We start from the raw sequence: 19931 nt of genomic DNA on the forward strand, positions 1-19931 counted from the left end.
GATTAGTACCTCACTCTCGGGTCGATGATCGCCGCAATAATGTCGACGATGAAGTTGGTCAAGGCAACAATGACCGCGAGCAGCACCACAATGCCCTGCACCGCCACGAAGTCACGAGCTCCCAAATATTCGACAAGCTTGAAGCCGAGACCCTTCCACTCAAACGTGGTTTCGGTCAGCACCGCACCTCCAAGCAAGAGCGCGATCTGCAAACCGATGACCGTGATGATCGGGATGAGCGCCGGCTTGTAGGCGTGCTTGCGCACCAAACGGAATTCGCTAACGCCACGAGAGCGGGCAGCATCCACGTAGTCCATCGATAGGGAGCCGATGACATTCGTGCGAACGAGCCGCATGAAGATACCGGCCGTGAGCAGCCCGAGAGCAAGACCGGGCAATACGGCGTGAGAAAGCACATCGCCAATTGCCGCAGGGCTGCCCAAACGGATTGCATCAATCAGGTAGATGCCCGACTTGTCGTCAAGCGAAGTGAGCTGCAACTCTGTTCGAGTGGATGCTCGACCCGCGACAGGCAACACCTTGAGCCACACCGCGAAGACCAACTTGAGCAGCAAACCGGCGAAGAACACTGGAGTTGCATAGGCAAGGATGGCGGCCACCCGAAGTACCGCGTCAGGCCACTTGTCACGGAAGTATGCCGCGGTCATACCGAGCGGAATGCCGACGATGAGAGCCACAAGAACCGCGTACGCCGCGAGCTCAAGCGTGGCACTTCCATACGTGACAAGCAGCTCGGAGACTGGACGACCATCGCTGATCGCCGTACCGAAATTGCCGGTAAAGATTTGCCCCAAGTACTCGAAGTACTGCACCAAGATCGGCCGGTCGTAGCCGGCGGCACTGATGCGTTCGGCGAGCTGAGCTGCCGTCAAACGGTCGCCGAGAGCGGCGGTAATGGGATCACCGATCGACCGCATCAAAACGAACACCATCGTTACGAGGATGAACACGGTCGGAAAAATGAGAAGAAAACGAACTATGAGAAAACGTGCGAGAGGATTTGTGATCCCCCGAAAACGCCGGGTTGGCGTTGGAGTTGGTGCCGGATTAATCACGGCGGAAGCAGACTGCGACATACCTACCTATCGTGCAGAGAATGAAGACGAGGAGGTGACCCACATTGTGTGTGGGCCACCCCCTATTTGTCACAACGTTAGACAGATGCCTAACTGGAGCGAATTGCTCCTAGTTTTTTACCAAGCTGCCGTAGCGGAACTTGAACGAACCGTCGAGCGTAGCTCCGGTGACGTCCTTGCCCGTTACTGCGATTTGCGCTCCCTGAAGGAACGGAACGGTCGACAGCTGGGCTGCAACCTTCGCCTGGATTTCCTCAATCATTCCCTCACGTACGTCAGGGTCGAGCTCGGTTGCCTGAGCCACGATCAGATCGTTGACTTCAGCATCCGCGTAGTGGTTGCTGAGGAAGTTGCCATCACCGAAGAACGGGGTCAGGTAGTTGTCAGCGTCGGAGTAGTCAGGGAACCAACCCAGCTGGTAAGCCGGGTAAGCATCTGCCGTGCGCTCCTTGGCATACGTGACCCACTCAGTGGACTGCAGGTTGACGTCGAAGATTCCCTCGGCCTCGAGCTGGCTCTCAACAAGCGCGTACTCGTCACCCGACGACTCACCGTAGTGGTCTGGGTTGTACTGCAAGTTAAGGCTCACAGGAATTTCAACACCAGCATCAGCAAGACGCTGCTTTGCAGCCTCGGTGCTTGGTCCGCCCTCGCCGTCGCCATAGAGGTCCTTGAGAACCTCAGTTGCGCCGGTAAGTCCGTCAGGAACGTAGGAGTACAACGGCAGGTAGGTGCCCTTGTAAACCTGGTCTGAGATTTCCTGGCGGTTGATGAGGTCAGCAACAGCTCCACGGACGGCGAGCGATTTAGCAGCGTCGGCCTCAGGAGTCGCAGCGCCGAAGGGCTGCGTGTCGAAGTTGAACACGATGTAGCGGATTTCTCCACCAGGGCCTACGACGACGTTGACATTGTCATTGCCTTCGAGGTCCGCAACGTCCGTAGCCGAAAGGCTGCGGTGCGCGACATCAATGTTGCCCTCTTGAACGTCGAGCTTCAGGTTCGAAGCATCGGTGTAGTACTTGAGCGTGATGCTGTCAGTCGCTGCAGCACCAAGAACACCCTGGTAGTCAGCGTTAGCCTTGAACGCCACGATGTTGTTGAAGTCGTAGCTGTCAATCACGTACTGACCAGCAAAGGCCATGCCGTCCACGATGTCAGCGTCAGGAGTGACGGCGTCGGCCGAGAATACTTCTTCGTCAACGATGGGCGCAGCAGGGCTCGACAGGATCTGTGCGAACGTCTGGTCGTTGCCATTGATGAGGTGGAAGACGACAGTTGTGTCATCGACAGCTTCTACGCTGTCAATGTTGCCGAGAAGAACCGAAGGTCCGTTTTCGTCATTGATAGCAACCTGGCGATCGAAGCTGAACTTCACGTCAGACGACGTCAAATCATTGCCGTTGGCAAATTTCAAACCCGACTTGAGCACAACCGTGTACTCGTCATCGCTCGTGTACTCCGCGGACTCAGCAATGTCAGGTTCAACATCAGAAGTGCCGAGAGGTGAGTTGAGCAAGAACGGGAAAACCTGGTTCATTAGTGCGAACGAACCGTTGTCGTAAGAACCGGCCGGGTCGAGGAACGTGACCTTGTCAGTCGTGCCCACGATAAGCGACTCAGAACCGCCACCGCTAGAGGAATCTCCCCCAGCTTGGCAGCCAGTCAAAGCGAGCGCGAACGCTGCTGAACCGGCAACTACAGCAAGGACTCGCTTGCTGTTCTTGGATGCGGATGTCATATCCGTCTACCTCTTCCTGTTGCGTGCAGAAATGCGACGGCGCGTTTGTAGGCGCCGCGCACTGTAGTGCTCCAATGGAAACACAAGTTGAGAGTTAACCACTAGGTTGTTGGCGACCAAATGAACGATATTTACACGAACGCAACCAAGTGGTGAAAACTGCTAACTTTCGCGAAGAGCGCGACGCTCGCCTTCGATGCGCATGAGGTCGCGTTGGGTTTGTACATAACGGGCAGGATCAGCCTCGCGATCCATGCGTTGCAACACTCCAAGGAGCTCTCTTTTTTGGCGCAAAAGATCGCGTTCGACCAAATCAGTAGTCACCTGAACGCAGTAGACCGGGATGCGTTCTTCACGCTCCGGAATCGGCGCGACGCTCAGCTGCTTCACGAAAGTAGAGAACGACTGCGGCACCTCGTCGGCTACGGCAGAGGCCCACCCCGGCAACAGCGCACGCTCAACAAGCGAAGCGACAGCATCCCGCACTACAGCGAGAGTGTTGTCGGCAAAGGAAATTGCGTGAGCTTGCGGATGAGCTCATCCCCGACGACATCCGGATGCTGCAGCACAGCCATGAGAGCATCTCTCTCTAGGCGCGTCGAGGCGTCGGTCTTCAAGTCCATGATCGACGGACCCTGCTCGGGCGCGCGATCCGGTGCGGCGTTCGCCCCGCCGTTGTCACGGGTACGGTTGCCGTCGACGTCAGAAGTCGAACGCGACCCTGCTAATCCTCGCGCAGAGTCAGCGCCTGCGCCTGCGCCTGAAGATGCTGCGCCTGATGCCGGTGCAGCACTGGGAGCTTGGCGCTTTGCCGCGGTCACCGCGCTCTGCACCTCATTCGGCTCCATCCCGAGCCACCCGGCGACACTGCGCACATAGCCGATCCCCAACGCCTGATCCCGGATGCCCGCAACGACAGGTGCCGCAGCGCGAAGCGCCGCCACCCGGCCTTCAACAGTTTCTAGATCATGCACCGCCAACTCACGGCGAATCTTGAACTCAAACATGGGCTTGCGAGTGCTCACAAGACGACGAACCGCGCCATCACCCTTCTTCAAACGCAAGTCACACGGGTCGAGACCGTCAGATGCGACCGCAACGAAGGTTTGCGCAGCGAAACGATGCTCCTCGGCGAACGCACGGTTCGCGGCTTTCTGACCCGCGTCATCCGGATCGAAGGTGAAGATCACTTCGCCAGTAGCCGTCGTGTCAGCGTTGTCGTAGTCGCCGATCATCCGACGAACAATCTTGATGTGGTCGACACCGAACGCGGTGCCACACGTTGCAACAGCGGTCGTGACGCCGGCAAGGTGGCAGGCCATGACATCCGTGTAGCCCTCGACAACGACGATCTGCTTGCCGCGCGAAATGTCCTTCTTGGCAAGATCAAGGCCATAGAGAACTTGGCTCTTGTGATAAACCGGCGTCTCGGGAGTATTCAGGTATTTGGGGCCCTTGTCGTCGTCAAGCAGGCGACGAGCACCGAAGCCCAAAGTTTGACCCGTAACATCGCGGATCGGCCACACCAGACGCCCACGGAAGCGATCGTAATAGTCGCCACGTTCGCCCTTGCCAATGAGGCCAGCAATCACCAGCTCATCGGACGTGAAACCTAAAGTATTGAGGTGCTTCGTGAGCACACCACCGCGCGGTGCGAAACCAATGCCAAAGCGCTCGGCCGCCGACTGATCGAAACCGCGCTCCCCCAAGAAACTGCGACCGGGAGCCGCCTCGGGAGTCGAAAGTTGCGCAACAAAAAACTCGGCTGCAGCCTGATTAGCCGCGAGAATGCGGGCGCGATTGCCGTGATCGGTTGCCGCACCGCCGTCCTCATAATGCAGTTCGTAGCTGATGCGGCCCGCGAGGCGCTCAACGGCTTCGGAAAACGAGACGTGGTCCATTCGCTGCAGGAACGTGAAGACGTCGCCACCTTCACCGCATCCGAAGCAGTGGTAGAAACCGACCTGCGGGCGCACGTGAAAGCTGGGACTGCGCTCTTCATGAAACGGGCACAAGCCCTTCATCGAGCCGGAACCTGCGCTCTTGAGAGTGACGTAGTCGCCCACAATGTCAGCGAGGTTCGTGCGCGAACGCACCTCGTCGATATCGCTTCGTTTGATCAGGCCAGCCACAATCGTAATTGTAGGCTCACCGGGGTGAGACTCTAGCCAACCAGACGTGAATGCCACGCCATTGCGGACTGATCGGTGAGGCTAGCCACCTGATCTACTACTGCCCGCTTGCGTTGGTGATCGTTCTCAGCGCAATTCCAATCGGCCGTGAACCCAGAATCAAGGTTGCTGGGGCCAGTCCACAGCAGCACATCGGCAAGCTCAGTGAGCACATCGCGCTGCTGCTGGTAGATGGGGCGGCGCGCGTTCGTCGACATGACGAAGGCAGCAACGATGCCTTTGAGCACGGCGATCTCGGCCTGGATTTCAGCCGGAATTACGAGGCTTCCGCCAAAGCGCGCGAGAGCATCAGTGGGGTGAGCTTCGCGCGTGGCCTGCACCGCTGCTCCCGCAAAGCGACCAATGAGTTGGCTGGTGAGGTTCTTGAGGCGACCGTGGGCGGCACGACTGCCATCCCACTGATCAATCCACGGGTCGAGAAGGTCAAGGCGGTCAAAGGCCGCAATGAGTTCGTCGTGCGTGAACTCGCCGCCGATCCACTCAAACATCGACTTCACGAGATCATCGTGGTTGACGCGGGCGCCGAGCGCGGTGACATCAATAAAGTCACCGACGATCGCGTCTTCGAAATCGTGCACCGAATAGGCGATGTCGTCAGAGAGATCCATCACTTGCGCTTCGATGCAGCGCTGGCGGTCAGGAGCACCAGCGCGAAGCCACTCAAAAGCTGCCGTGTCATCGTCGAAGAAGCCATACTTGCTGCGACCGCTCGGGTCCGGAATGCCTTGGGCGCTCGGCCACGGGTACTTGGTACTGGCGTCCAAGCTCGCGCGGGTGAGGTTGAGACCGTAGCTCTTACCGTCAGGCCCGAAAACCTTCGGCTCGATTCGAGTCAGCAGACGCAACGTCTGGGCATTGCCCTCGAAGCCGCCAATGTCATCCGCCCACTCATTCAGCGCCCGCTCACCATTGTGCCCAAAAGGCGGATGCCCTAGATCGTGCGAAAGACATGCGGTGTCGACAACATCCGGGTCGAGCCCGAGGCTGTCAGCGAGCTCGCGGCCCACCTGAGCGACCTCGAGCGAATGAGTGAGACGGTTGCGGGCAAAATCAGTGCCCATCGTGGGACTCAAGACTTGAGTCTTGGCGGCTAGGCGACGCAGGGCGCTCGAGTGAAGCACCCGTGCCCGGTCGCGCGCAAAATCGCTACGGCGACTCGAGTGCTGCTCGGGGAACCAACGCTCAGCGTCAGCCTCGGTATAGCCCTTAACCGCCACTGGTGCTCAATTCTGCTTGGTTGAGTTCGCTTCGGTGAGTCTCGTGCAGTTCGCGGCTATCGAGCCAGCCCTGCGGAAGTGATGGCTTCTTGGGGGTACCCGCGCGACCGCGCTGGCCCTCAGCATCGGCACCCGGGTACTGCTGCGCCCAATCAAGCTGCGCCAGCAATTCGTCGAGCTGCGCCAGATCGTGCACCGTCGCCATCGCCGCACGCAATTCGCCACCCACCGAATAGCCCTTGAAGTACCAGGCAACATGCTTGCGGATGTCTCGGCACGCACGATCTTCATCGCCGAAGAATTCCACCAGGAGTTCAGCATGACGCTTAAACGCGATCGCGACTTCGCCGAGTGTCGGCTCTGCCTTGAGTGTCTCACCACGGAAAGCGGCAGCGAGGTCACCGAAAAGCCACGGGCGACCGAGGCAACCACGCCCAACAACGACGCCATCGCATCCGGTCTCATCGACCATGCGCAGCGCATCGGCGGCACTCCAAATATCACCATTGCCGAGAATCGGGGTGTCAGTGATGGTGTTCTTAAGCTTTTCGATGGCGGACCAGTCTGCGTGCCCCGAGTAGAACTCGGCAGCCGTGCGGGCGTGCAGCGCGATGCTCGCAACACCGGCACCCGCACCGACGCGGGCAGCCTCGAGGTAGGTCAAATGATCGGAATCGATACCCTTGCGCATTTTGATCGTCAGCGGAACATCGCCGGCAGCCTTCACCGCGCCCTCAACGATGTCGCGGAACAAATCGATCTTCCACGGGAGCGCCGCTCCCCCACCCTTGCGAGTGACCTTAGGAACGGGGCATCCGAAATTCAAGTCAATGTGGTCGGCACGATCCTCAGCCACCAACATCGTGACCGCTTCACGCACCGTCTTCGGGTCAACGCCATAAAGCTGGATGCTGCGCGTCGTCTCCGACTCATGATGCGTAATGAGGCGCATGCTCTCGGGCGTGCGCTCCACCAGAGCGCGGCTCGTGATCATCTCACTGACGTACAGCCCCGCACCGTATTCGCGGCAGAGCCGGCGAAAAGCAGTGTTCGTGATGCCAGCCATCGGCGCCAAAACAACCGGAACATCGAGGTCGAGGTTGCCGATTGAGAGCTGTGGCGCGACACGCGGGTCGGCAGGGGCAAGAATAGTCACAGAGCAATTGTCCCACGGCGCGCCTGAACCGGTGCCGCACACCCCGGAAGGCCGCGAATGACGTCAGGAACCAACCGTGTGCGCGACGATGCCGAACGCCGCGGCATCCCGATCGAAATCGTCGAACGCGCACCAGCGACCTCGCTCGAACACGCCGCCGAACTGCTCGGCATCACCCCCGCCGAGATCGTGAAATCACTCGTCGTCAAGCGCAGCGATGGCAACTACCTCTTTGCCCTCGTGCCCGGCGACCGCCAAATCTCGTGGCCCAAACTGCGCGCCGTCGTCGGCGTCAATAAGTTGCGGATGCCCGAAGCCGGCCTAGCCCTCGACGCCACCGGCTTTGCGCGCGGCACCATCACCCCCCTTGGCAGCAGCACCGCCTGGCCCGTCTTTGCCGACGAACGCATCGCCGGCAAGCGTGTCTCGATGGGCTCAGGAGACCACGGCTACACCGCGTGGGTTCACACCGACGACCTCATCCGCGGACTCGACGCAACCGTCGCCGACATCACCACCGAAACAGGAACCGACTAATGGCACTCGACGAACACCCCAACGTGTTTCGCTTCGAAGGCCGAAGCTGGGTAAGTCAATCGCCGCGCGACGAAGCACTCGAGCAGCTACGCGCCCAGCGAGCCTGGGATGCCGCGAATGCAAAACTCCAGCGCTGGTGGGTCGCCATCACCATCGGCGCCATCGCAGGCGTCGCCGTCACGCTGGCACTCGGCACGGCAGCAGACGCAGATCCGACCGGATACCTCCTGCTGCTTCCCCTCGGATTCGGCGCAGGAGCCATTCTGGGCGCGTTGATCAATAAACGATTCAATGCCCGCGACGGCCAACACGAATCGTTGCCCGAACGACCAACAACGGTCGCGCTAACTCAAGTGCCATCGCGAGTAGCCAAAGCAGCCCCGCCCTACGCGACCGCGACAGAAATCATCGAATGGTCAAACCGCGGATTCGTCGGCTAACGAGCATTTGTTTAGCTAAACGAGTCCCTCGTCGATTTGACGATTAACTAGTGCTTGCGAACGGTGATCGTCGACGATGCACGCATCGCCTTCACACGCTACTGCGTTCGGGTCGCCGAGCTGCTGAAGGGCAAAAGTCGGGAGGGGCTTCGTTGCGGCATCCATGGGTTAGACGTCTCTTTCGGTAAGTACTTGTGTGAGTACGTTAGCGAACGTTTCGCTTTCCTGCGCGCCCGAAACCCCATACTTGCCATCAATCACGAAGAATGGCACACCCTGGATGCCGTATTGCATGGCTTGTTCCATGTCAGCCTTCACAGCGGGGAGATACTCACTCGACTCAAGAACGCGCACCACTTCGGCGCGGTCGAAGCCAATAGAGGCCGCGATATCAGCGAGATCCTCGATGCGACCAACATGCTCAGTCTTAATGAAATAGGCGTCGAGAAGACGCTCCTTCATCTCAAGCTGACGACCGTGAGCCTTCGCGAAATGCAACAATTCGTGCGCCTTCACCGTGTTCGTCTGGTGGATGTGCTCGTAGTCGTAGTCAAGACCGAGAGTCGTCGCGATGTCCGTCACCCGAGTTAGCATCTCTTCGACCTGCGGCAACGGCAAGCCCTTACTCTCGCTCAAAAATTGAATAGGCGTGCCCTCGTATTCGACCGGAGTATCGGGAGCCAGCTCAAACGAGTGATACTCGATCTCCACCGGAATTCCAGAGGTCTCCACCGCGGCCTCAAAACGTCGCTTTCCGATGTAGCACCAGGGGCACTGAACATCAGACCAGATGTCGACTTTTACGGGCTCGGGCGCGGAAATTGCTGCTGCGTTATTCACCTCAAGGTCAACGCTCTGCAGCACGAGGTATTCCCGCTCTGCTCCTTTCCTCCTTCGTCGCTCTCGCTCTTAGCTCCTCCCTTCCTCCCTTCCTCCCTTCCTCCCTTCCTCCCTTCCTCCCTTCCTCCCTTCCTTCCTTCCTTCCTTCCTTCCTTCCTCGGAAATTCAGGAAATCTGGTTCGGATCGCGGACAGCACCCGACTATTCGGGCGAGTTGCAACTCATCCCGACGGATTTCCTGAATTTCCAGATGTAGGCGGCGCGTGAGATGCCAATGCCATCTCCAGTGCTTGCAGAAACAAGTCCCACTGCGCGAAGATCATTTTTGCGCTCACGCTCATTGCGTGAAAACCAGCAATCGTGATCTCGATGCCCTTCAGGTGGTCTTCCTCGAAAGTGTGGGCGTGAAACTGCTTGCCGTTGATTTCGAGCCCGATAACACTGTCAATAACCAGATCGATCCGCTTCGCTCCAACGGGGATTTGAATTTCAACGCGGTGGCCGGCACTCCTCAATCGCGTGCGGGTAAGGCTTTCCGGAAGGCTTTCGCAAGTACCGTCCACCCACGACCTGATCCACCGCTTGCGCCGAGGCAGGCTGAGTATTAACAGCTCGAAGTCGAATTGGTCAATCTGTCCCGTGTACAAGGCCCAGTCAATGGCGGCAACTGCCGTTTCGAGAGATTCGTCGATGACAACTCTCCGAAGCGCTTCCGCCAGGCCGACGTGCCAACCAGATCCGCTCTCGTTTCTCGGCAATGGATCCCAGTGCAGGCGCACACCAAGGCGTTGCCCAATTGGCTCTCTTCGGTTCCACTGGCTGCGGAGCCGTGCCGCGTTCTGCGATACCGAAACGTGAAGCGGATGCTCCCCTAAAACCCAGCCGCCCAAGTCACTGATCGCGGATATCCCAGTTAGACGCCCGCCGACGCGAACCGCCCTGACGCGCGGCGTTGTAACGTTCTCCGTTGTGTACCAACCTTGGCGCGCTCTCGCGACCAGCCCGTCTCTCACTGCCCGAGTTAAGTCCTCGTCCCGTGCACCTCTCGCGACAAGCTGACGTTTTTGCGCGAGACCGCCCAACTCACTGACTAGTTCCTGAATATCCGCCACAACGACAACCCTGAGGTGACGTTCCGTATTCGAAAGGACGCCGTAAGGATCAGTGGGGTTTGGCCGCGGTTTAGGGATGTGGAGTATGTGACGTCCTCGGAATTTCAGGAAAACTGCCAGAACGCTTACACGCTTGCCAGCATTTACATAGGTCAGGCAGGAGGAGCGCTCGTTTTTCCTGAATTTCCGCGGGATGGCGCGGAGCTCCGGGGTGCGGAGCTGCAGGGTGCGGAGCTGCAGGGTGCGGAGCTGCAGGGTGCGGAGCTGCAGGGTGCGGAGCTACGGGGTGCAGGGGCGCAGGGCAACAGGACAGGAGGGCCGCAGGGGCGCCCTGCCGCGGAAACAGAAACGGACCCGGAACATGTCCGGGTCCGCTTGCACCGCCACGTGACCACCTTTCGGCAGCCCGTGGACGGGTTAGGTGTTTCTTGGCGCGTTGCGCTAGCAGCCGATGAGCTCCTGTGCGAGGTAGCCCCGCAGCTCTTCGATCGGCATGCGCTTCTGTTCCATCGAGTCGCGTTCGCGGATCGTCACCGCGTTGTCGTCGAGCGAGTCGAAGTCGATCGTGACACAGAACGGTGTGCCGATTTCGTCTTGACGACGGTAGCGACGACCGATGGCTCCGGCGTCATCGAAGTCAACGTTCCAGTACTTGCGGAGGTCAGCAGCGATTCCACGTGCCATCGGCGACAGGCGTTCGTTGCGCGACAGCGGCAGTACGGCAACCTTTACGGGCGAAAGGCGACGGTCAAGGCGCAGAACGGTGCGCTTGTCGACACCACCCTTAGCGTTGGGAGCCTCGTCCTCGGCGTAGGCGTCGATGAGGAACGCCATGAGTGCACGGGTGAGCCCGAACGCAGGCTCGATGACGTAGGGCGTCCAGCGCTCATCCTTGGCCTGGTCGAAGTACGACAGGTCTGAGCCAGACGCTTCGGAGTGCGTGCGAAGGTCGAAGTCGGTGCGGTTGGCGATACCCATGAGCTCGCCCCACTCGCCGCCAGCGAACCGGAAACGGTACTCAACATCCACGGTGCGCTTGGAATAGTGCGAGAGCTTCTCTTGAGCGTGCTCGTAGAAGCGCAGGTTTTCAGGCTTGATACCGAGGTCGGTGTACCACTTCATGGATTCGTCGATCCAGTACTGGTGCCATTCTTCATCCGTGCCGGGTTCGACGAAGAATTCCATCTCCATCTGCTCGAATTCACGCGTGCGGAAAATGAAGTTTCCTGGCGTGATTTCGTTACGGAATGACTTTCCCACCTGGCCGATACCGAAGGGCGGCTTCATGCGAGCAGCACCCATGACGTTGGCGAAGTTGGTGAAGATACCCTGAGCGGTTTCGGGGCGCAGGTAGTGCATGCCCTCTTCGTTGTCGACGGGGCCAAGGTAAGTCTTGAGCAAGCCGGAGAAGTTCTGCGGTTCGGTCCATGATCCGGGCTGTCCGGTGTCAGGGTCGCGGATGTCGGCAAGCCCGTTCACGGGAGGGTGACCGTGCTTCTCTTCATAGGCTTCAAGAAGGTGGTCGGCGCGGTAACGCTTGTGGGTGTGCAGCGATTCGACGAGCGGGTCAGAGAAGACGTCGACGTGACCGGATGCTTCCCAGACTTTGCGGGGAAGGATGACGGCGGAATCGATGCCAACAACATCTTCGCGACCCTGAACAATGGTTTGCCACCACTGCTTTTTGATGTTCTCTTTGAGGGCGGTTCCCAGTGGGCCATAGTCCCAAGCTGAGCGTGAACCGCCGTAAATCTCTCCCGATTGGAAGACGAAACCTCGGCGCTTGGCGAGGTTGATTACGGCGTCGAGGGGGTTAGGCGTAGCCACTTAAAACTCCAATAGTCTGCCGAGCTGGATGCACGGTCGGCGGACATCCAGTTTAGCTAGACGCGCAGCGCAGCGATAACCGCCGCAACGTCTTCTTCGGTGTTCCAGAGGTGAAAGGCGGCGCGCAGTCGGCCGGCTCGACCGGAGGCGGTGATTCCTGCGGCGGTGAGTTTGGCGAGATCGGTTCCTGTTTCGTCTGGCCAGGTGACGATCGCTTGATTCTGTCGCTCGATTCCGAGCTCGTCGCACAGCGCGTTGCCAAGGCCGATGCAGTGTTCCCACACCTCGGAGATGTCGAGGTCGGCGAACATGGCGATGGGATGCTCGGCACCTACCCACGCTTGCCAGGCGGGCGAAACATCGAATTGGCGCGCATCCTTGGCAAGGTTCATTTCGGTGCCGTAGACGCTGCCCCACACATCATCACCGGCGTACCAGCCAGCCTGAACGGGAGTGATGTGCCGGCCGAAGTCTTCAGAGATTGTGAGAACGCGACACCGCGGGGCGAACACAACCATTTGTAGGCGTGGCAGACGGTTGCATCGAACTGAGTGGCATCCACCGGGTACACGCCAGCGGCTTGGGTCACGTCGCACAGCGTTCGCGCTCCGTGCTGGGCAGCCGCCGCGACAATCGCCTCGGTGTCGGCGACTTTGCCGTTGCAGGATTGGATGAGCGAGAACACGACGAGCGCGGTGCTGTCAGTGATCGAGGCGGCGAGTTGCGCCAGCGGAACCGCCTGCACGACGAGGTCGCGGTGTTGAAGAAAGGGGAACACGATTGATGTGAAGTCCGATTCGACGACGAGCACGTGGGAGCCAGCGGGCAGCGAGCACGCAACGAGCGAGGCCATCACCGAGGTCTGCGAGCCAATGGCAACGCGAGTGGAGTCGATGCCGACGAGGCGCGCGTAGTGCCCGCGCGTGCGCTCGACAATGTCGCCGTAGTTCATGGGGTTGCAGGTTGCCGTGGCCCACTGTTGAAGTTTCTCGGTCATCTCGGCCACGGCAGCGCAGGTCGGCAGGCCCATGGTGGCGGCGGAGAGGTAGCCGTGCGTGTTGGCGAAGCTCCCCATCGCGTGGGTCAGGGCCGGTGATGTCATGCCTCTATAGTGCTCCCGTCGCATTCATGCGACAAGAGCATGATTGGGATAGGAACAATCACGTTTTGTTATGATTTGTGTATGGACACCACGCCAGACCTCCTCACGCTGCGCATCGTTCGCGCAATCTCCGAACACGGCACCATCAGCGAAGCAGCCAGCATCCTCGGTTATAGCCAACCCGCCCTGAGTCAACACCTCACCCGTGCCCAAACCCGCCTGGGGCTTGCGCTCATTGTTCGGGCCGGCCGCGGGGTTCGCCTCACCGAAGCCGGGCGAGCGCTCGCCAGTCACGCCGTCACCGTGCTCAATGCGGTGGATGCGGCGAGCGCCGAACTCGCAGAACTGGCGGGCCTCTCGAGCGGAACGGTTCGTATCGCGGCATTCCCGACCGCGTCGTCGACGCTCGTGCCGCGGCTGATCCGTCAATTGCGGCAGCAGCATCCGAATTTGACGGTGAACTATGTGGAGGCCGAGCCTCCCCAGGCGCTGCAGCTGTTGCGGGATGGCGCGGCCGATGTAGCGATCACGTTTTCTTACCCAGAGGACCGGGCTGACCCGCACCTGGCGCGTGATGGCGGTCATATGACGGTTCCCCTGTTTACGGAGCCCGTCGTGTTGGTCTTGCCCGATAGCCACTCTCTCGCGAAAGCGGATGATGTGCGCTTGGCCGAGCTCGCCAACGATCCCTGGATTGCGGGCTGCACTCTGTGCCGCGGCCACTTGCTCGCCCTCTGCAATCTCGAGGGTTTCGCTCCCGCGATCGGCCTCGAAACGGATAACGCACTGGCGGTACTGAACTTTGTGTCGCGAGGGCTTGGGGTTGCGTTGCTTCCCCAGCTGGCGCTGTCGTCGCTGACGTTGCCGGAGGGCGTGAGCATCCACGCCCCGCAGCCATCGAGCGAGCGCACGATTCAGTACGTCATTCAGCCGGGGGCTACGCGGATCCCGAGTGTGGCGACAACGATTGCTACGTTGACTGCTCTGGATGGCGCGTCGTGGGGTTTGCGGGACTACCCCGAGAGTGAGCGCACCGCGCGATAGGCGGTCTCGATCTCGGCGGCGACGGTGGCGAGCTCTTCGGCTGTGGTTTCCCCACTGAGGCTGAACCGCACCGCGGTTTGTGCGATTTCTTCGTCAATTCCCATGGCGGTGAGCACGTGGGAGGCGTCGTCGCTGCCTACGGCGCAGGCTGAGCCTGCTGAGCAGATGATGCCGGCGCGACCGAGTTCGAGCAGCAGTGACTCGCCACTGGTGCCGGGGAAACAGAACGACGCATTGTTGGGGAGGCGGTTTGCTGTCTCGCCGAGCTCGGGTCCGGTGAGGATCGCGGCCGGCACGCGAGCCTGCACGTCGGCCACGAAGTCATCTCGCAACCGCCTGATGCGCTCTGCGCGCTCAGCACGGTCGTTTTCTGCGAGCGCGAGGGCATGAGCGAAGCCCACCGCACCGGCAACGTTCTCCGTTCCGGAGCGTTTGCCACGTTCTTGGCCTCCCCCGTGCAGCACGGGCTCGAGGCTTCGGCGTCCCTTGGCAATAAGCACACCAATACCTTTCGGTGCCCCGAGTTTGTGACCCGAGAGGCTGAGCGCGTCGACGCCCAACACCGCAGGGTCGAGAGGAAGCCAGCCTGCTGCCTGCACCGCATCCGTGTGCAGCGGCACCCCGTGTACCTGGCACAGCTCGGCTATCGCCGCGATGGGCTGTACAACACCGACCTCGTTATTGGCGTACATGATCGTGCAAAGTGTCGTGTTGGGGCGCAGCGCGTCACGCACGTTGTCGAGATCGACGAGGCCTCGACTGTCTACCGGCAACACTGTGACTTCAAAGCCATGGATCCGTGCCAGGTAGTCGACTGATTCGAGCACAGCTTCATGCTCTACGGCACTCGTGACGATGTGGCGCCCCCGAGGTTCGGCGAGCGCAAATCCTTTGATCGCTAAGTTGTCTGACTCTGTGCCACCCGAGGTGAAGATGACATCGGATGCGCGACACCCGATCGACGCCGCTACACTCTTGCGCGCACCATTAAGGGCGCGCTTCGCGGACTCCCCCAGCTCGTGATGACTTGAGGGGTTGCCAAAGTCTCCTGTCAGCAACGGCCACATCGCCTCAAGCACCTCACGGCGCACGGGGGTGGTTCCTGCTGAGTCGAGAAAAATCATCGGGCGGTGGCCCTCACGGCAATGTCGAGACCGAGATCAAGCGAGCGCACGCTGTGAGTGAGTGCCCCTACGGAGATCACATCAACCCCTGTTGCAGCGATGGCGGCAATCGTGTCGAGGTTCACACCCCCGCTGGCTTCGACAATGGCGCGCCCGGCTACGAGTGCAACACCGGCCCGAAGGTCTTCGAGTGAGAAGTTATCGAGCATGATGGTGTCGACCCCAGCCGAAACCACTGTCTCTACTTGATCGAGACGATCGACCTCCACCTCGAGGTGGGTTGTGTGTCCAATGCGTTCTCGTGCCCGGCGGATCGCCTTCCCCAGGTCGATACCGGATGCCGCAAGCACCGCAAGGTGGTTGTCTTTCGCCATCACCGCATCCGAGAGACTGAAGCGGTGATTGTGGCCACCCCCTGATCGAACTGCATGACGTTCCAATGCGCGCAGGCCGGGGGTCGTCTTGCGTGTGTCAACTACCCGCGCGTGTGTGCCCGCCACTTGCGCAACGTACGCTGCCGTCTGGGTGGCGATTCCCGACATCCGTTGGCTGAGGTTCAAGGCAATGCGTTCCGCTCTGAGCACGGCACGGGCGTTGCCGGAGACGGAAGCGAGTTGCTGTCCGGCGGTGAAGGTGTCGCCGTCGCTAGCCTGAAGCGTGACCTCGGCCTGAGCATCCACCAGCATGAAGGTGCGGGCGAACACGTCGAGGCCGCTCGCGACCCCGGGCTCGCGCGCATTGAGGACGGCCGTGGCCACAGCATCGTCGGGCACAAAAGCCTCGCTCGTGACGTCTCCCCAGGGTGCGTCTTCCGCGAGCGCCATCAGGATGACGTTGTCAACGAGCTGCTGGTTCATCGGGGCACCGTTTCTGCTTGGTCTTCAGCGGGGATGCGGTCTTCGGCTGGGATGAAGTCTCCCGCAACGTTGACGGCCGCCCACCGTGTGGAGAAGGCTAGTTCTTCGCGCGTCTCCGGGTAATCGGTGCGTTCGTGTGCTCCGCGGGATTCTTGGCGGCGAAGGGCCGCGACGACAACGAGGCGGGCGAGGTCGAGCAGGTTCACGTTCTCGGCACCCTCGACAGTGTTTGCCTCGGAGTGCCAGCTGGCCAAGATAGCCGCTGCTTCGTTGAGGCGTGTCGCATCCCGTTCAAGGCCAACATGGCTCCACATGAGTTCACGCAGCTGATCCCGAGTGAACGGCGCCTTGCCGGTGATCTCGAATTGGGGCTCGAGAGCATCAACCTCAATCGCTCGCTGGGGCTCGTTGAGGGCATCCGCGGCCCTCCAGGCAAACACCAACGATTCGAGCAGGGAGTTTGAGGCGAGACGGTTTGCTCCGTGCACACCGGTGCAGGATGCTTCGCCGACGGCATAGAGTCCCCGCACGCTCGTGCGGCCATCGATGTCGGTGCGGATGCCGCCCATCCAATAGTGGGCTGCCGGCGTGACCGGAATCGGTTCATTGCCCCAGTCGAAGCCATGCTGCTCGCACACTTCGGTAATGCCCGGGAATCGCTTCGCGAGAAACTCAGACCCGAGAGCCGTAGCGTCGAGCATGATCGGCCGACCGCCCTGCTTTTCCATGGCACGAGCAATGCCGCGAGCAACAATATCGCGCGGGGCTAGTTCGCCATCCGGGTGCACTTCGAACATGAAACGTTCGCCATGCTCATCCAGCAGGGTCGCCCCTTCTCCGCGCACCGCTTCAGAGACGAGCGGGTTGCCGGGAACGGCGAGCGATGTGGGATGAAACTGGAAGAATTCAACATCGGCCAGAGCCGCTCCAGCACGGTAAGCGGCAGCAACACCATCCCCGGTCGTGACGAACGGGTTAGTGGTGTGCTTGTACAGCTGGCCAGCACCACCGCTAGCGATGATCACAATGTCGCCATCGATCACGCGAGAGTTTCCATCGGGAGCAATCACATCAATGCCGGTGACGCGCGGCTTTCCGTCGGCATCCGTCTCCGTAATGAGATCGCGCATAAACGTGTATGCGTACGTCTCCACGGCGAGCGCACGAACGGCGCGAAGCAATGCCACCTCGATGGCGAGGCCAGTGGCATCCCCACCGGCATGAATTACGCGGCGCGAAGAGTGTGCGGCTTCGTGACCACGAGCCAACTCTCCATTGTTGATGCGGTCGAATTCAACTCCCAAGGAGATGAGCTCCTGCACGCGCAACGGACCCTCGCTACAGAGCACCTCAACGGCATCGCGTTCGCACAGTCCGGCACCGGCACGCATTGTGTCAGCAACGTGACTAGCCACCGAGTCATCCGGGAACAACACCGCAGCGATACCACCCTGCGCGTACTTGGTGTTGCTCTCCGCCATCTCTGCCTTTGTCACGAGAACCACATCGTGGTGGGCGCTCGCGCGGTACGCAGTGATGAGCCCGGCAATTCCCGTGCCGACAACGATGACCCGTGCCACAATTACGCTTCTTTCGTCGCTACCGGCGGCTTCGCGGCGAGCATCCGCTCGAGGGCGATGCGGGCCGGTTCGGCGACATCATCAGACACGGTGATCTGGTTGAGCACTTCACCGCGAACGAGCCCCTCAAGCACCCACGCCAAGTAGCCGGGGTGGATGCGGTACATCGTCGAACACGGGCACACCACCGGGTCGAGGCAGAAAATCGTGTGCTGCGGGTACTCAGCAGCCAAACGGTTGACCATGTTGATTTCGGTGCCGATGGCGAACGTTGTTGGCTCGGTGGCGGCAGCGACAGCCTTCTGGATGTAGTCGGTCGACCCAGCTTCGTCGGCGGCATCCACAACAGGCATCGGGCACTCGGGGTGCACGATCACGCGAACACCGGGGTGCTCGGCACGGGCCTGCTCGATCTGGCCGACATTGAAGCGCTTGTGCACGCTGCAGAAGCCGTGCCAGAGCACGACCTTCGCCTCATTGAGCGTTTCAGCGTCGTTGCCGCCGAGAGGCTTATTCGGGTTCCACATCGGCATGAGATCGGTCGAAATGCCCATCTTCTTTGCCGTGTTGCGACCCAAGTGCTGGTCGGGAAAGAACAGCACGCGCTGGCCACGCTCGTAAGCCCACTCCAGCACGGTGGTGGCGTTAGAACTTGTGCAGACGATTCCGCCATTACGGCCGCAGAAGCCCTTGAGTGCGGCAGACGAGTTCATGTACGTCACCGGTATGATCGGCACGCGGCCATCGGCATCCGGTTCGGTTCCGTACACCTCAGTGAGTTGCTCCCAGCACTCTTCCACGGAGTCGATGTCAGCCATGTCGGCCATCGAGCATCCGGCGGCCAGGTTCGGCAAAATCACGGCCTGATTCGGTTGAGCGAGGATATCGGCAGTCTCTGCCATGAAGTGCACACCACAGAAGATGATTGCTTCCGCATTCGGCACCGTCTGAGCGGCGTTTGCCAATTGAAAAGAGTCGCCAAGGAAGTCTGCGTGCCGCACAACCTCATCGCGCTGGTAAAAGTGGCCGAGAATTACGGCGCGATCGCCCAGAGTTGCCTTGGCGGCAATGATGCGGGCGTGCAAATCTTCGTTGGAGGCCTTTTGATACTCGACAGGCAGCTGCCCCTGTCTCGGGGCACCGGTCGGAATAACGTCGCCCATTGAGGCGCCGGGGCCGTAGCTCGGCACACCGAGGTCGAAAGTCCACGGCCCATCGGCCAGCTCGGGAGCACAAGTTTCGCCGTCTCCGGTCTTGGTGATGCGCTGAATAGTCGAATCAATTGATGACACGAGTGCTCCCTGTCTTGTTGTGACCCAGTGGGCCGTTGTCGACGAGCTCAACGCCCTCGTCATAGCGGTATAGCCTCGGCGGCCGGTGACGCCCGCCCACGACCACATGATCTGTCGGCACCAGTGAGCCCGAATTTTCGATCTGGCGGCGAAAGTTAGCCGGGTCGAGTTGTCGCTGCAACACCGCTTCGTGCACGAGTCGCAACTCGCTCAATGTGAAGGTTCCCCCGAGGAACGCACGCGCTATCCGGGAGTACTCCATCTTGGTTCGCAAGCGCCAGAGCGCGTAGTCGACGATGACGTTGTGATCGAACGCGAGTTCAGGCAGGTCGTCGGCCGCAAACCAGCGCACGTTCTCGCTTTCCGCGGCACGGTCAGCTTCTTCTTGCCGCACCAGTGCCCAGTAGACGATCGAGACAACTCTGCTGCTCACCGAACGTTCTACATCACCGAAGGCGTAGAGCTGTTCGAGGTAGGCCGGCTCTAGCGCGGTAGTTTCGAGCAAATTACGAGCCGCAGCATCCGCAAGGCTTTCGTCGTTGCCTACCCACCCACCAGGCAGTGCCCACTGGCCAGCGAACGGTTCGCGGTTGCGACGAACCAAGGGAATCCAGAGTGCGCTGTGACCCGACTCGGGAATGGGGCGAAGTGCAAAAATTACGGTCGAAACCGCGAGCGATATTCGCTGCTCATTCTTCTGCATCACCCCTCCCTTCAGTAAGAGTCATACTGACCCGAACACAGAATACACCTTAAAGTCAGCCTGACCAAAACGG

The 19931-nt window shown here is 60.3% G+C and carries 18 protein-coding genes and 2 pseudogenes; 4 read left to right on the plus strand and 16 right to left on the minus strand.

What is annotated here, in order from left to right:
* Positions 1-2: 2 nt before the first annotated feature.
* The 5 genes and pseudogenes from ON14_RS02360 to dusB form a co-directional block, all read right to left on the minus strand.
* Positions 3-1097, minus strand: coding sequence for an ABC transporter permease (locus tag ON14_RS02360; RefSeq protein WP_010202852.1), 1095 nt, complete (start codon positions 1095-1097; stop codon positions 3-5).
* A gap of 109 nt (positions 1098-1206) precedes the next feature.
* On the minus strand, positions 1207-2835 hold the full coding sequence (locus tag ON14_RS02365) for an ABC transporter substrate-binding protein (RefSeq protein ID WP_010202855.1): 1629 nt from the start codon (positions 2833-2835) through the stop codon (positions 1207-1209).
* A gap of 162 nt (positions 2836-2997) precedes the next feature.
* Positions 2998-4967: pseudogene (gene dnaG, locus ON14_RS02375) on the minus strand (DNA primase).
* Positions 4968-4999: 32 nt separating this feature from the next.
* Positions 5000-6244: a deoxyguanosinetriphosphate triphosphohydrolase gene (locus tag ON14_RS02380; protein WP_010202856.1), complete on the minus strand. Its 1245-nt coding sequence runs from the start codon at positions 6242-6244 to the stop codon at positions 5000-5002.
* Entirely contained in the window at positions 6234-7400 is a 1167-nt protein-coding gene (dusB, locus tag ON14_RS02385; protein WP_010202858.1) for a tRNA dihydrouridine synthase DusB, read from the minus strand. The genes ON14_RS02380 and dusB overlap by 11 nt, the downstream gene beginning before the upstream one ends.
* A 57-nt stretch (positions 7401-7457) precedes the next feature.
* Here dusB and ON14_RS02390 point away from each other — a divergent pair, with 57 nt between their 5' ends.
* Both ON14_RS02390 and ON14_RS02395 read left to right on the plus strand, forming a co-directional pair.
* Positions 7458-7937 carry an aminoacyl-tRNA deacylase gene (locus ON14_RS02390; RefSeq protein ID WP_010202859.1) on the plus strand — a complete coding sequence of 160 codons (480 nt, stop codon included), beginning with the start codon at positions 7458-7460 and terminating at the stop codon, positions 7935-7937.
* Positions 7937-8377, plus strand: coding sequence for a hypothetical protein (locus ON14_RS02395; protein WP_010202861.1), 441 nt, complete (start codon positions 7937-7939; stop codon positions 8375-8377). Before ON14_RS02390 ends, ON14_RS02395 begins: the two co-directional genes overlap by 1 nt.
* Positions 8378-8392: 15 nt before the next feature.
* Here the strand turns inward: ON14_RS02395 and ON14_RS15765 are convergent, their stop codons facing one another.
* The 3 genes from ON14_RS15765 to ON14_RS02405 all read right to left on the minus strand — a co-directional run bounded on the left by ON14_RS15765 (position 8393) and on the right by ON14_RS02405 (position 10329).
* Entirely contained in the window at positions 8393-8542 is a 150-nt protein-coding gene (locus ON14_RS15765; RefSeq protein ID WP_158000063.1) for a hypothetical protein, read from the minus strand.
* Between the two features lie 3 nt (positions 8543-8545).
* Positions 8546-9241 (minus strand): DsbA family oxidoreductase, encoded by a 696-nt coding sequence (locus ON14_RS02400; protein ID WP_010202862.1) that lies wholly within the window; start codon positions 9239-9241, stop codon positions 8546-8548.
* A gap of 197 nt (positions 9242-9438) precedes the next feature.
* Positions 9439-10329 carry a glycyl-tRNA synthetase gene (locus ON14_RS02405; protein WP_010202865.1) on the minus strand — a complete coding sequence of 297 codons (891 nt, stop codon included), beginning with the start codon at positions 10327-10329 and terminating at the stop codon, positions 9439-9441.
* An 87-nt stretch (positions 10330-10416) separates the two neighbouring features.
* Here ON14_RS02405 and ON14_RS16485 point away from each other — a divergent pair.
* Positions 10417-10608: pseudogene (locus ON14_RS16485) on the plus strand (pentapeptide repeat-containing protein); the annotation flags it as partial.
* A 162-nt stretch (positions 10609-10770) separates the two neighbouring features.
* On the opposite strand, the gene ON14_RS02410 reads toward ON14_RS16485, so the two are convergent.
* From ON14_RS02410 to ON14_RS16060, 3 genes are read right to left on the minus strand one after another with little or no spacing between them, the layout of a single operon-like run.
* The gene (locus ON14_RS02410) at positions 10771-12156 is read right to left on the minus strand and encodes a glycine--tRNA ligase (RefSeq protein ID WP_010202867.1); all 1386 of its coding nucleotides are present in this window, start codon (positions 12154-12156) and stop codon (positions 10771-10773) included.
* A 56-nt stretch (positions 12157-12212) separates the two neighbouring features.
* A complete protein-coding gene (locus ON14_RS16055) occupies positions 12213-12548 on the minus strand; it encodes a hypothetical protein (protein WP_237719649.1) in 336 nt (111 codons plus the stop codon).
* On the minus strand, positions 12545-13258 hold the full coding sequence (locus tag ON14_RS16060; protein WP_237719651.1) for an aminotransferase class V-fold PLP-dependent enzyme: 714 nt from the start codon (positions 13256-13258) through the stop codon (positions 12545-12547). Before ON14_RS16060 ends, ON14_RS16055 begins: the two co-directional genes overlap by 4 nt.
* A gap of 81 nt (positions 13259-13339) precedes the next feature.
* On the opposite strand from ON14_RS16060, the gene ON14_RS02420 reads away from it, so the two are divergent.
* A complete protein-coding gene (locus ON14_RS02420) occupies positions 13340-14302 on the plus strand; it encodes a LysR family transcriptional regulator (RefSeq protein ID WP_010202868.1) in 963 nt (320 codons plus the stop codon).
* Here ON14_RS02420 and ON14_RS02425 read toward each other — a convergent pair.
* Genes ON14_RS02425 through ON14_RS02445 form a run of 5 tightly spaced genes read right to left on the minus strand, consistent with a single transcriptional unit; the run spans position 14272 to position 19858 of the window.
* Entirely contained in the window at positions 14272-15426 is a 1155-nt protein-coding gene (locus ON14_RS02425; RefSeq protein ID WP_010202870.1) for a cysteine desulfurase family protein, read from the minus strand. The two genes, ON14_RS02420 and ON14_RS02425, sit on opposite strands and share 31 nt — an antisense overlap.
* The gene (nadC, locus tag ON14_RS02430; protein ID WP_010202871.1) at positions 15423-16283 is read right to left on the minus strand and encodes a carboxylating nicotinate-nucleotide diphosphorylase; all 861 of its coding nucleotides are present in this window, start codon (positions 16281-16283) and stop codon (positions 15423-15425) included. The genes ON14_RS02425 and nadC overlap by 4 nt, the downstream gene beginning before the upstream one ends.
* Entirely contained in the window at positions 16280-17863 is a 1584-nt protein-coding gene (gene nadB / locus ON14_RS02435) for an L-aspartate oxidase (RefSeq protein WP_010202872.1), read from the minus strand. The genes nadC and nadB overlap by 4 nt, the downstream gene beginning before the upstream one ends.
* A gap of 2 nt (positions 17864-17865) precedes the next feature.
* On the minus strand, positions 17866-19155 hold the full coding sequence (gene nadA, locus ON14_RS02440; protein ID WP_010202873.1) for a quinolinate synthase NadA: 1290 nt from the start codon (positions 19153-19155) through the stop codon (positions 17866-17868).
* Positions 19142-19858: an NUDIX hydrolase gene (locus ON14_RS02445; RefSeq protein WP_010202874.1), complete on the minus strand. Its 717-nt coding sequence runs from the start codon at positions 19856-19858 to the stop codon at positions 19142-19144. The genes nadA and ON14_RS02445 overlap by 14 nt, the downstream gene beginning before the upstream one ends.
* Between the last annotated feature and the right edge of the window lie 73 nt (positions 19859-19931).

The organism is Salinibacterium sp. PAMC 21357, from assembly GCF_000247645.1.
Lineage (GTDB): Bacteria > Actinomycetota > Actinomycetes > Actinomycetales > Microbacteriaceae > Rhodoglobus.

What these genes read in the sequence shown, in the direction of transcription:
- ON14_RS02365 (WP_010202855.1), bottom strand. Translation starts at nt 2,835, where the DNA reads ATGACATCCGCATCCAAGAACAGCAAGCGAGTCCTTGCTGTAGTTGCC.
- ON14_RS02390 (WP_010202859.1), top strand. Translation starts at nt 7,458, where the DNA reads ATGACGTCAGGAACCAACCGTGTGCGCGACGATGCCGAACGCCGCGGC.
- ON14_RS02425 (WP_010202870.1), bottom strand. Translation starts at nt 15,426, where the DNA reads ATGATTTTTCTCGACTCAGCAGGAACCACCCCCGTGCGCCGTGAGGTG.
- ON14_RS02395 (WP_010202861.1), top strand. Translation starts at nt 7,937, where the DNA reads ATGGCACTCGACGAACACCCCAACGTGTTTCGCTTCGAAGGCCGAAGC.
- nadC (WP_010202871.1), bottom strand. Translation starts at nt 16,283, where the DNA reads ATGAACCAGCAGCTCGTTGACAACGTCATCCTGATGGCGCTCGCGGAA.
- ON14_RS02420 (WP_010202868.1), top strand. Translation starts at nt 13,340, where the DNA reads ATGGACACCACGCCAGACCTCCTCACGCTGCGCATCGTTCGCGCAATC.
- ON14_RS16060 (WP_237719651.1), bottom strand. Translation starts at nt 13,258, where the DNA reads ATGACATCACCGGCCCTGACCCACGCGATGGGGAGCTTCGCCAACACG.
- ON14_RS16055 (WP_237719649.1), bottom strand. Translation starts at nt 12,548, where the DNA reads ATGAACCTTGCCAAGGATGCGCGCCAATTCGATGTTTCGCCCGCCTGG.
- ON14_RS02445 (WP_010202874.1), bottom strand. Translation starts at nt 19,858, where the DNA reads ATGCAGAAGAATGAGCAGCGAATATCGCTCGCGGTTTCGACCGTAATT.
- ON14_RS15765 (WP_158000063.1), bottom strand. Translation starts at nt 8,542, where the DNA reads ATGGATGCCGCAACGAAGCCCCTCCCGACTTTTGCCCTTCAGCAGCTC.
- ON14_RS02360 (WP_010202852.1), bottom strand. Translation starts at nt 1,097, where the DNA reads ATGTCGCAGTCTGCTTCCGCCGTGATTAATCCGGCACCAACTCCAACG.